6 protein-coding genes are annotated in these 12994 nt (G+C 42.3%); 3 read left to right on the forward strand and 3 right to left on the reverse strand.

What is annotated here, in order from left to right; translation table 11 throughout:
• Positions 1 to 270: 270 nt before the first annotated feature.
• From J7E81_RS30880 to J7E81_RS10665, 3 genes are all read left to right on the forward strand, one after another.
• The gene (locus tag J7E81_RS30880; RefSeq protein ID WP_374104022.1) at positions 271 to 5379 is read left to right on the forward strand and encodes a rhamnogalacturonan lyase family protein; all 5109 of its coding nucleotides are present in this window, start codon (positions 271 to 273) and stop codon (positions 5377 to 5379) included.
• 177 nt (positions 5380 to 5556) lie between these two features.
• Positions 5557 to 6393: an RMD1 family protein gene (locus J7E81_RS10660; protein WP_215042166.1), complete on the forward strand. Its 837-nt coding sequence runs from the start codon at positions 5557 to 5559 to the stop codon at positions 6391 to 6393.
• Positions 6394 to 6559: 166 nt separating this feature from the next.
• Entirely contained in the window at positions 6560 to 7510 is a 951-nt protein-coding gene (locus J7E81_RS10665; protein WP_308162193.1) for a ribose-phosphate diphosphokinase, read from the forward strand.
• Between the two features lie 195 nt (positions 7511 to 7705).
• Here J7E81_RS10665 and J7E81_RS10670 read toward each other — a convergent pair whose 3' ends face one another.
• The 3 genes from J7E81_RS10670 to J7E81_RS10680 form a co-directional block, all read right to left on the reverse strand.
• Positions 7706 to 10018 (reverse strand): thiamine pyrophosphate-dependent enzyme, encoded by a 2313-nt coding sequence (locus J7E81_RS10670; RefSeq protein ID WP_215042167.1) that lies wholly within the window; start codon positions 10016 to 10018, stop codon positions 7706 to 7708.
• Positions 10019 to 10036: 18 nt separating this feature from the next.
• Positions 10037 to 11047, reverse strand: coding sequence for a 2-oxoacid:acceptor oxidoreductase family protein (locus tag J7E81_RS10675; RefSeq protein WP_215042168.1), 1011 nt, complete (start codon positions 11045 to 11047; stop codon positions 10037 to 10039).
• A 299-nt stretch (positions 11048 to 11346) separates the two neighbouring features.
• A complete protein-coding gene (locus tag J7E81_RS10680) occupies positions 11347 to 12927 on the reverse strand; it encodes an acetolactate synthase large subunit (RefSeq protein ID WP_215042169.1) in 1581 nt (526 codons plus the stop codon).
• Positions 12928 to 12994 lie beyond the last annotated feature (67 nt).

Here is a 12994-nt window from a genome sequence, read left to right on the forward strand (position 1 = left end):
TCGTGATGAAAACAAGGGAAGCCAGGGTAGAATTAACTACCCTGGCTTTTGTTTTTGGATATAGGATAAAAGGTCCGCTAAAACATAGTAGGATTTACTCATTTTGATTCGACCACTGTTTTTTAAACTGAATTGTCTGATTTTTATATATTCAGAAGTAAAACGTTAGAGGTAAGATATCTGTTGAAAGCGTTGTCAATACAAAGGGAGGTGTCAGGATTATCGCATGCATGCTAAATCGCAAGTAATGGGAGAAGAGGAGGAAATGATTTGTTAATCAAAAGGTATAAGCTGAAAAGGATGATGGCCACGATCCTTAGTTTTTTGCTGATTTTGGCTTCAATCCCAGCTGCTGCTCTACAGGTATCGGCTGCAGAAACCCCCTTAACTAAAAAGTTTGATTTTGGAACACCTTCTAGTCCAGTAACAGAAGGTTATCTTCAAGTTTCTTCAGAGACCGCATACTCGGCTGAAAAGGGATATGGATTTGCTGATCCCTCTAAGGTATCTTCAGCGGACAGAAAAACCGCTTATAAGTTAAAATCAGACTTCATTTCCACTACGGGAACAGCCTTTAACGTGGATCTTCCAAACGGAGACTATACAGTCACCGTGGTTTCAGGAGATGAGACAGAAGGAACGGCAGTAGGCGTGAAGGCGGAGAATATCCAAAAGGTTCAAGATACAACCCTTGGTGCCGGCGAGTATCTGGAACGAACCTTTGATATCGCCCTCGTTGATGGTCAATTAACAATAGAGCTGACAGGAACAAATCCTAAACTAAACGGCTTGACCATTGAAAAACTCCCGGAACGAGTCGCAGGAGAACTTCCAACGGTTTACATAGCAGGGGACTCGACGGTACAAACCTATGATGAATATTGGAGACCGCAAGCTGGATGGGGACAGATGATTTCCCGCTTTTTCAGTTCGGATATTACTTTTAAAAACCATGCCATTGGAGGCAGAAGCTCAAAGTCGTTTATTAATGAAGGCAGATTAGATACCGTTTTGCGTGAAATCAAACCAAATGATTATTTCTTTATTCAATTTGGTCATAATGATGCGACGATAAGTGTACCTGAGCGATATGCATCAGTACCAGATTACAAAAACTACTTAAAGACCTATATTAATGGTGCTCGGCAGCGCGGTGCGATTCCGATCCTTGTTACGCCAATGGGCAGACGGGACTTTAATCCAGACACAGGTAAGTTTAACGTCAGTTTCCCTGAATATGTACAGGGGATGAAAGAAGTCGCTGAAGAACTAAACGTTGATGTGGTTGATTTGAGCGCCCGCAGTGTAGCGTACTACAACACGATTGGTCCGGAAGGCTCGCTTTCCGTATTCCTTCAATTAGATCCAGGTATCTATACGGCTTTTCCTAATGGGTCTCAAGATAATACGCATTTCCAAGAATATGGGGCCATTCAAATGGCACGATTAATCTCGGAAGAAGTGAAAAAACTAGATATTCCTTTATCTTCTTATGTAACCGGTATTGAACCTCCAGCCAATATTCCTGTAAAACCTACTAATTTAGTTGCAAGCAGTATTAGTAATGCAGGAGCATTCTTAACCTGGAAAGGGATCGAAGGAGCCGATATCTATAAGGTATATCGTAAGCTTTCAACTGATAAGGAATTCTCGTTAATTGGCAGCGCGACTATCCCGCAACTAAATGTTACTGGAATGGAAGAAGGGAAAACCTACGATATTGTGGTTTCGGCCGTTAACGGAAAAGGGGAGTCTGAGAAATCAGAAATTACCCAAGTCACAACTAAAAAGGCAACATTGAAATATGACTTTGGATTAGCAGGTAATCCAATTGCGGAAGGTTATACTGGCGTCAATCTATCGACTAAATATGTGAAAGAAAAAGGGTACGGAATTGTCGACCCTACTGGCATGATTGGACGGGACCGAAGCACAGGAGGAGATTTGCTTCGCGATTGGCTCGGCTACTTTAATGTTGGCTGGAAATTTAATGTGGATCTGCCGAACGGTCTTTATGCTGTAAAGGTTTATGTAGGAGATTTCTTAGGCAGTGCCAGAACAACCCTCGCCATTGAAGGGCAGGATTATGGGACGATTTCCGCACCGAGTAAAAACTACACTACGAAGGTTGTATCACAAGTATCGGTAAAGGATGGGCAAATGAATTTTAGCTTCGGTGGTTCAACGGGAATTGTAAACGGCTTAGAAATTACTCCGATCATACTTGCCCCATCCGAATTAAAAGTGGAAGAACAGTCGCTGGATATCAACAAGCCATTTGTCTCCCTTTCATGGAAACTTGTTGATGATGCAGAAAAATATAATGTCTACCGAAAAATTGCTGGAACAAAGGATTTTGTATTAGTTGGAAGTGCTAATAACAATTCTTATAAAGACACTACAGTCGATGTAGGTTTAGAGTATGAATATGTGGTCACAACCATTGATCATTCCAACGTGGAAACTGTCCCTTCCTTGCCGCTTGAAGTGAAGATGATAGATCCATCACAGCCGGTACCAGCCCAGCCAAATAACCTAAATGTTGGAGATGTTAATAAAAACGATCTTACCATCAGCTGGGGTCAAGTGGATGGTGCAATCACTTACAATGTGTACCGCTCCAAAAAACAGGATGGCCCGTACCAACTAATTGGCAAATCGAAAAGTCCCTCCTATCAGGATAAGACAGTTTTAACTACGATTTCTTATTTTTACAAAGTGGCAGCCGTGAATGCAGGTGGAATTTCAGAACTTTCTGAAAGTCTTGAAACGCCTGCTGTAACAGTTTTAAAGCGGCAAATGGAAGATATTGATCGGGCGCCAGTATCAATTAAGACAGATGATGGTGTTTACGTAAGCTGGAGAATGCTTGGTACAGATCCAGCTGATATTAGCTTTAACGTCTATCGTGACGGTAAAAAGATCAATGAAACTCCTGTTACAACCAGCACCAACTATGTAGATAAGGACGGAAAAGCAGATTCTGTTTATGAAATCCGAGCCATCATCAACGGTAAGGAAAGAAAATCGCAGGATATGGCTAAAGTATTAAATAAAAATTACATGGACATCCCGCTTCAAAAACCAAAGGATGGTGTTACACCGCTTGGCGACCCGTATTCCTATCGAGCGAACGATGCGAGTGTAGGAGACTTAGACGGTGATGGTAAATATGAACTAGTTTTAAAATGGGACCCTTCCAATTCCAAGGATAATTCACAAGCAGGTTATACCGGAAACGTCTATGTGGATGCCTATGAGATGGATGGTACTTTAAAGTGGCGTATTGACTTAGGTAAAAATATTCGTGCCGGTGCTCATTATTCACCGTTCTTAGTGTACGATTTTGATGGTGACGGCAAAGCTGAGGTTGTTTTTAAAACAGCCGATGGAACCATAGATGGAAAAGGAACAGTGATTGGCAGAGCGGATGCCGACCATCGAAATAGCACAGGTTATATTTTACAAGGTTCAGAGTATTTAACCGTTTTTGAAGGAGAGACAGGAAAGGCGTTGTCAACGGTCGACTATGATCCGCCGCGCGGTGATGTTTCGGCATGGGGAGATTCATATGGTAACCGTGTTGACCGCTTCTTAGCAGGAGTTGCCTACTTAGATGGCGAACACCCAAGCATCATCATGGCTCGTGGATATTACACAAGAACGGTATTGGCCGCGTACACTTGGAAAGAAGGGAAGCTCACTAAGCAATGGGTTTTCGATTCCAATGATGAAGGCAATGGTCACTATGCTGGTCAAGGATATCATACCTTAAGTGTCGCTGATATCGATAAGGACGGCAAGGATGAAATTGTTTATGGTCAAATGGTTGTCGACGATGACGGCAAGGGATTATATACCACTGGTTTAGGTCACGGAGACGCCCTTCATGTCGGCGATTTTATTCCAAATCGTCCAGGACTTGAAGTTTTCGGTGTCCAAGAACATACGGACTCACCATATGGCTATGATATGCGTGATGCGGAAACGGGAGAAATTCTTTGGGGAGTAAAAACAGGTCAGGATACAGGCCGAGGTCTGGTGGCTGACATTGACCCTAGGTACAAGGGTGAAGAGGCATGGGCCATTTCTGGTGAATGGAACAGTCGTGTGGGCGGACTTCATTCAGCAGAAGGGGAAAAAATATCCGATAACATCCCGACAAGCAATTTTGCGATATGGTGGGATGGTGACTTACTCCGTGAATTAGTGGACCATAAATGGGATACAGCAAAAGGTACGGGTATAGGCACGATTGACAAGTGGGATTATAAAAATAACAAACTAGTAAACTTGCTTACGGCAGATGGAACACTATCTAATAATAGCACCAAAGGTAATCCGGTACTTCAGGCAGACTTATTTGGAGACTGGAGAGAAGAGGTCATCTGGAGGACAGAGGATAGCAGTGCCTTACGTGTGTATATGACTACAGAAAAAACGGAACAAAGAATTTACACCTTAATGCATGATCCACAATACAGATTGTCTGTTGCTTGGCAAAATATCGGTTATAACCAGCCGCCGCATGCTAGTTTCTTTATCGGGGAAGGTATGACGACACCGCCCGTTCCAAGTATTGAGGTAGTCAAGAGAAAAGATGTTACAGCCCCGGAAACCGAGCATGAAGTGGCGGGCGAAGAAAAGGACGGCTGGTACAATAAGCCGGTTACTGTAAATTTCACTGCCAACGATGATGAATTTGGGTCGGGAATTGCTGCAACTTATTACTCACTAAATGGTGCAGCAGAACAAAGTGGAACATCTGCAAAGATCGAGAAAGATGGCAAGCATGTCTTACAATATTGGAGTGTAGATAAGTCTGGAAACATTGAACCGAAGAAATCGGTGACGATCAGCCTTGACCAAACTGCACCTGAAATTACCTTCTCGGTAAAAGAAGGGGCCGAGTTTGGTATTGACCAGCAGATCGCTATCAATTGTAAAGTGGTAGATTCTTTATCGGGAATTGCTTCGTCTTCCTGTAAGGATATTTCCACACCTGCCTTTGAACTCGGATTGGACGGTCATTCCTTTAAGGCAGAAGCAATTGATCAGGCAGGCAACCAATCTAGCCAAGCCGTTACTATTCATGTGTTTGTCAACTTTGATAATTTAGGAAACTTAACAGAGCAGTTCCTATCAGCAGAAAATGGAAAAACTACCATTGCAACTGAAGCAGATAGCAAGCAAACGCTCCTTAATTCCTTAAAAGCAAAACTTGCGGCTGCCAAAGCGTCAGAGGAAAAAGGAAATAAAAATGCTAGAGACGGTCAAATGCAAGCGTTTATCAATGAGGTAAAAGCAAAAAGTGAAAAAGTATTCACAGAAAAACAAGTTCAAATCCTAGTTGAATTAGCAGAGTCATTAACGAAATAAAATTGGTTGAACCCAAGGGAGCAGCTTTTTCAGCTACCTTGGGTTTTTTGTGTCCCAAATTATAAAATTAGGGTATTACTACAATAACAAATTCATTCAAATTAGCTAACTGTATTGATTTGTTTTCAAAAATAGAATTAAATTAAAGGGTGACCAATCTGTGAAAGAGTGATAAAAATGTTGGATTTTTCCTTTAAAGCCATAGCCATCACCAATGAAATTGATCTAAATAAAATCGCTTTACAATGCGGAATTCCGAAAAAATTCACTTGGGAGGAACCTTTAGTACTGAGAGGAAACATCCTTCAATCCATTCTTGGTAAAGAAGTGGACAATTCGAAAAGTGTCTTACTATTTTCGTTTGGAAGTGTTGTATTTATTAATCACTCGAATGATGAAGAGATTAACGTTCTGCTAAAATACCTCCAATCCTTTGAGCCTGAAATGGATTTAAAAAACATTGGGAGGTATTCAGACGATTACAGCCTCCACATAAGTGAAACGGAAGCCATTGAATTGACTGATGAATATGTAGTGGTCCCTGAATTTGAGCCCTTTTACCCCGAATTAATTTCTACAGTCCTCGCAAAATCGGTTGCATTAGAGAAAACAGAGGAACAATTAGGGGTCATCCATGACAGGCTCGAAACGATGATTGACCGTCTCGAAAAGGGGAAGCTAAGGATAGGAAATAAAGAACTAGCCAGAACCACAGCGAAGATTCTCCGTCATGACTATAACACGCTTGCTTATATCATGATTTTAGATAAGCCTGATATTACTTGGGCTAGCAGTAATGCCAGCGAATTCTATGACAAAATGATCGACTTTTTTGAACTTAATGATCGTCATAAAATATTGAAAAGTAAAACGGAAATTTTGTATAACATCATTGATGGTTTCTCCACGATTAGCCATTCCATCCGTGGTTTATTCGTCGAATGGATTGTCGTCATTCTCATTTTGATTGAAATTGTTATAACGATCTCACAAATTGCAGGCTGGATTCCTTGAGAATATACTTACTTTTACCTAGAAAGAGTTTAGATTTGTAAAAGGATTGTGTTTCTTTTTGTAATTTTTTAAGTACAAATCCTACCCTGAAGTCCTCTCTTCATGTAGAATAAGATAATGGACAAGCGCTAATAATGAATCAATAATATATCATGGGGGATCAAAGGTGACATATCAACTGAAGAAAAGTTTTAAGATGTTTGCATTAAATTCGAATCGTGAACTTGCTGAAGAAATGGCTAAACTTTTGGGCTGTGAATTAGGAAAGAGTTCTGTCAAACAATTTAGCGATGGTGAGATACAAATAAATATTGAAGAAAGTGTGCGGGGCAGTGATGTATTTTTGATTCAATCAACTTCGCAGCCAATCAATGACAATATTATGGAGCTCTTGGTGATGGTAGATGCCTTGAAACGAGCTTCAGCAAAAATGATCAACGTTGTTATCCCTTACTATGGGTATGCTCGACAAGACCGTACCGCTAAACCACGTGAGCCGATTACAGCGAAGTTAGTGGCAAGACTCTTAGAAACAACGGGTGCCTCAAGGGTCCTTACAATGGACTTCCATGCGCCGCAATTACAAGGTTTTTTTGACATACCGGTCGATCACCTAATCGCTAATCCCATCCTCGGAAACTATTTTGAGAAAAAAGGATTAGAAGATGTTGTTGTCGTTGCTCCGCATAATGGTGCGGTTATTAGAGCGAGGAAATTAGCGAGTATATTAAATGCCCCTATTGCCTTAATAGACCGTAGACAGTCAGAATGTGGTGTATCTGAAATCATGCACGTGATCGGAAATATCGAGGGCAAAAATGCTATTATCGTGGATGACTTAATCAATACAGCCGGAACGATTACTTTGGCTGCCAATGCTTTAGTGGAGAGGGGAGCAAAAGCAATTTATGCATGCTGCACCCATCCTGTCTTTTCTGCTGAAGCGATTAGCCTCATTGAATCGTCTCCAATTAAAGAATTAGTCGTTACGAATACGATTGAAATGCCTGAAGAGAAGCGGATTGATAAAATCACCACTTTATCGGTTGCTCCATTAATGGTGGATGCAATTGAACGTATTCATAATGAAAAAGCAGTAAGTCCGTTGTTTGAATAAAAAAATCCCGCTGTGAGAGTGCTCGCAGCGGGATTTTTTTAAAATTCTATATTATATCGGCGCTTTCAAAGGAGTTATCGGCGCTTTTAAAGCAATTATCAACGCTTTTAATCAATTTATCGGCGATTTCCATGCATTTATCAGCGCTTTTTTTAAAACTATATCAGCGAAAAAAATTCCCCAATCATCCTGATCTTATAAATAAGGACTTTCATGCTTCGCCTTCAGTCTCATCCAGCGGCGTTCCACTTCCTCATCAAACATTTTCAATAGTTCTTGGCTGTCTTCATTTAGCAAATGCTTAGTTTTCCCCATCATTTTCAACCAATCCGTAGTAGGTAATCGCTTGTTTTTAGACTCAGGATCATATGTGAGGGTGGTAATGCCCCGTTCGACCTCGTAAAGCGGGAAGAAACAGGAATTCACAGCCGCCTCAACAATCGACTGGCCCAATTCATCCTTGGATTTCCAGTTCAACGGACAGGTAATCAGAATTTTCCCGTAAACCAAACCTTCATTTTGAGCATACCATTGGGCTTTAGCCGCCTTTTTCAAAAGATCCCGGTCAAAAGCTTCCGTTCCTGTAAAGACATAAGGGATGTGGGTTGCCGCCATAATTTGCGCGGTATCCTTGTGATGAAACGGTTTTCCTTTTTGGAAGGCTCCGACACTAGAGGTACTAGTCATATGTCCCATCGGTGTCGAATAAGAGAGCTGGCTGCCTGTATTCATGTAGCCTTCATTATCATACTCAAGGATGATCATTTTATGGTTCCGGAGTGCCGTTCCAATCGCCGGACCCATTCCGATATCCATCCCGCCGTCACCCGTCACCATCACAAAGGTAAAATCATCGGATAGTCCCAGTTCATCTAATTCACCACGGCGTTTTCGTTCATGGAACATTTCGACAAGACCGGATAATGTAGCCGAACCATTTTGGAAGAGATTATGGATGTAGGTTGCTTTATGGGAACTGTAAGGGAACCCGGTTGTGACGACCATTGCACAACCTGTATGGAATAAGGCGACAATATCTCCTTCTATTCCTTTGAAAAATAACTCTAAGCCTGAGAATATACCGCATCCAGGGCACGCGCCGTGGCCGGAGGCAAGTCGTTTTGGCTTTTTCGTTAAGCTTCGTAATGGCGGGATTTTCACCTTTAATTCTCCGGTTTTCTCATCAGGGGTGACGGTGATTAATCCCGTATTCAAATCTTCTTTTTTCATTGGATTTAAGACGCGTTTCGGGGCGAATTCGGCTTTACCAGGATTATGGCCAAAGTAGTCGAACGGTTTTTCAACGAACCCTTTATCTGCCGCTTCTTGAGCCAATTGGAAAAACAACTCTGCTTCGTCAGCATAGAAATCCTTACCACCTAATCCGTAGACCCGGTTTACCACCTTTGTATGAGAATTCCCAACGGTTTGCAGTGCTGCTCTAACCTCAAGGGCCATATTACCGCCATGAGCCCCATAGGAGTCCGCCCGGTCACCAACGGTAACCGCTTTTACATTTTTCAATGCTTCCGCTAATTTTTGCTGCGGGAAGGGACGGATCATGTTAGGGGAGATCACTCCAGCTTTGATTCCATTTGCACGCAGTTTATCGGCGACATCTTTACATACCTCCGCGGCAGAATTCAGCATGAATACCGCAACCTCGGCATCATCCATCCGATACAAATCAAGAACTGGATATTCCCGGCCTGTTAACTCCGCATATTCATGAGAAATTCTTTCGAACACATGCTCAGCTTTATACATCGCCTCAGATTGTTGGTAACAGTTATTAATATAGTCGGGTTCATTCATATACGGTCCAATTGTCACAGGATTTTCCCGGTCCAAAGCATGAGGGAAGTTCCTCGGCTGTTCGCCAATAAATTTTTGTACATCAGCACGGTGCTTCATAACCTGAACCCGCCGTTTTTGATGAGAGGTAAAATAACCGTCAAACGAGACGATGACCGGCAGGCGTACTTCAGGATCTTCTGCTAGTTTAATAGCAATAATATTCATATCATAAACGATTTGCGGATCACGGGCCATCAAGATCGGCCAGCCAGTGTTTAAGGCAAAATAGAGGTCAGAATGATCACCATGAATATTTAAAGGTCCCGACACAGAGCGATTTACCAAATTCAATACCATTGGAAAGCGGGTTCCGGATTGAACAGGGAGCTGCTCTAACATATATAAAAAACCGTTCGCACTCGTCGCATTAAAGACTCGTCCACCGCCAGTGGCCGCACCATAACAAATACCGGCTGAACCGTGCTCTCCGTCAGCGGGAATTAACACGATATCATGTTCTCCCTTTGCTTTCATTCCATCAAGGAACTGTGCGACCTCAGTCGAAGGAGAGATTGGATAATAGCCCATTACATGATAATTAATTTGATGGGCTGCATAGGCAGCCATTTCATTACCAGATTCAAACACAATACTCTGTTCAATCGTTCCTTTTGAAACAGTTATATTTTCTTGGTTAATTTCGATAGACATAAATTCCCCGCCCTTTCCTTAGTTTCGAATCGCTAGATCAAATAAATGAGGTACACGGTTTTGATCGGCATAGCCGTCGTTGTATTCCCGCTCACTCGTTAAGGCCTCAACAGGACAAGCATGAACACATTTTAAACAGCCTTTACAATATTGATAGTCAATCCCTTGCAGAAACATTTGCGGGCGACCGCGTTTATCCGCTTTTTCTTCCCAAACAAAGCAAAAGTCTGGGCAGGCGGTATCGCAGGCGGCACAATTAATACATTTATCATCATGAAAATGCGGCAGCATTCCGGCACGAGAAATGCTTAAGTCCTTTAAAATACTGTTTCCCGGATTTATGATGGTCCCGCCGATCGTCTGGGTTTCATACCCGAGCAGCGGTTCTGCCCGTTTAAATGGAAGAATCGGTGTCTGTTCATCTACTAAGTAGGTTTGGAATTTGACCTCATGAAAACCGCGATTGAAGGTACGGATGTTGGGCTCGACTAGATGTGGATATTTCTTTTCGAATGTGCGGCGAATCGTCTGCCTCATCGACTCGGGGTCTAAGAAATCTAAGATTCGATAAAGTGCCCCAAGCATGGCGGTATTGGCTTTGGTTTGTTCTTCGAGGGCTATTCCTGTTGCATCTACGATGGCGATGGTCCCGCCAGGAATTTTCATAGCTAGTTTGAGTTCGTCAGGAGTTTTTTGTGAGTTTACTAAGATGGTGCTATCGGGGTAGATCCCACTTGTACAATCGATTGTTTTGAAAAGGGCATCATGGAAAATGCCGACAACATGTGGACGTTCTATTGGTGTGGTGTCGCGTATATTAGTTTCTGGATCACAAAAACGAATATGTGCTTTTACGGGCGATCCTTTTTTCTCGGATCCATAGGATGAAAAGCCGACTCCATTGAGTCCGTTTCCAACAACCCCATCCTCAGAAAGCATCTTTCCGGCCAGGTTGGCTCCTAAACCGCCAATCGATTCGAGACGGATTTCAAAGAAACCTAATTCATTCACTTTTGGTAATTTTGACAACAAGCACTCCTCCAATCTGATCGATCGATAACAATTAGAATTTTATAAATTTTCTATAAATTCTATGATGTTATTGTAACAGGATGCATAATTAGTTACAACAGAATTTTTATTTCAAAAATAGAGATCACTTTTAATAGCGACCTATTCAAGGTATGTTAGATTTTGTAAAAATCAGTTACACTTTTATTTGCATGTTGATATAGTACAGTTCGACTTGTTGTATAACAATAGAAAAGCAATGCCCCAAACCTTAAGTGGTTCGAAGCATTGCCTTTTCTCTTTTGTCATATACCAAGCTATTTGGGGGGGTGTGTGACAAGGTCAACGAGCACAATCTCTTTTTGTGGTTCTTTTAGTATCGTTTCTAATTCGGTGCTCGTAGTTGGGCGGACACCCTTAATTCCAAAACTCTGGGCCAGTTGAACAAAATCAGGGTTTTGAAAGGTTACCCCGGAGCTTTCGCCAAACTTCTTGTTCATTTGCATGACTTCAAGCTTTAACATTGAATCATCCAACACGATGATGGTGAAGGAGAGTCCGAGACGCATGGCGGTTTCGATTTCTGCAAAATTCATGAGGGCACCACCGTCACCGGTTATACAAATAACCGGATCGTTTGGGCATGCTAGTTTAGCCCCGATGGACCCTGGAATTGCAATCCCCATTGTAGCGAGGCCATTAGAGACAATTAACCGGTTCGGGCTATTAGGTTGATAGGTTTTGGCTATCGATACTTTATGTGCGCCGACATCGGAAATAAGTATGGTGTCCTCTGTGGAATGTTTTTCAATCAGCTTGAGAACATTTTCGATCGTTAGTGATTCATCTACTTGTTTATTTATTTGATAGCTTGTTTCTATGTTTGCTTGGAGGCTGCCCGTTGGACTCCATGATTTTGCAGTCAGTGCAGCTTGGTTTAAAGCATGTAGAGTTTTCTTTATATTTCCGACGAGCTCGCCTTTTACCGGATAATATTCGTTCACTTCCGAAGGCAGGGTATCGATATGTAATACTGGGTGTTTGTCTTTGTTCCAGGCATTTGGCAGCTGTTCGACGAAATCGAAGCCGATGACAATTAACAGGTCCGCTTCTTGAATGCCAGGGAGGACAGCATCGTTTTCTTTGAACCCAAAGGTATAAAAATTAAGCGGGTCGTTTTTCGGTAATACCCCTTTCGCCATGAAGCTATGCGTGGCAGGGGATTGAAGGGTGTGGATGAAGGTCTCGAGCTCCTGTGAGGCCTTTTGCCTGATGACTCCGTTTCCAAATAGAATGAAGGGTTTTTTACATGCTTGAATAAGATTAATGGCCTCATTGACCGATTCCATATCAGGAATCATTTCTGGTAGAGACGTAACGGGCAAAGGTGTTTTTGTCATTTGTTCGGCCGCAAAGTTTTCTGGCAAGGTGATGGCGACGGAACCTGGTTTCTCGATTAAGGCTAATCTAAAAGCTTTTCGGATAACGGTGGGCATGGTTTGGCCATCTAGGATTTGTGTAGCCCATTTTGTTACCGGCTCTAACAGCTTGATGATATCGATGTACTGGTGTGATTCGGGATGATGACGTTCGATACCTGCTTGGCCAATTAATGCTACTAGTGGTGAATGGTCGAGCTGTGCGCTTGCAATTCCCGTCACGAGGTTGGCGGCTCCGGGACCAAGAGTTGATAAACAGACGCCTGCCTTGGCTGCTAATCTTCCATACACATCGGCCATAAATGCTGCACCTTGCTCGTGTCTGACATTTACATATTTAATTTTCGTTGATTTGGATAGGGAATCGACGAGATCAAGTGTCTCGGTGCCAACGATTCCAAATACGTATTCAACCCCTTCGTTTTCTAAGCATTCTACGATTACATCAGTAAGTTTCATAATGTCCTCCTATTGGAAAAGGAATGATTAACTATAGTCTTAACTAATACTTGCGGAATCATAAGCA

The organism is Bacillus sp. ISL-18 (assembly GCF_018613415.1).
Taxonomy (GTDB): Bacteria; Bacillota; Bacilli; order Bacillales; family Cytobacillaceae; genus Neobacillus.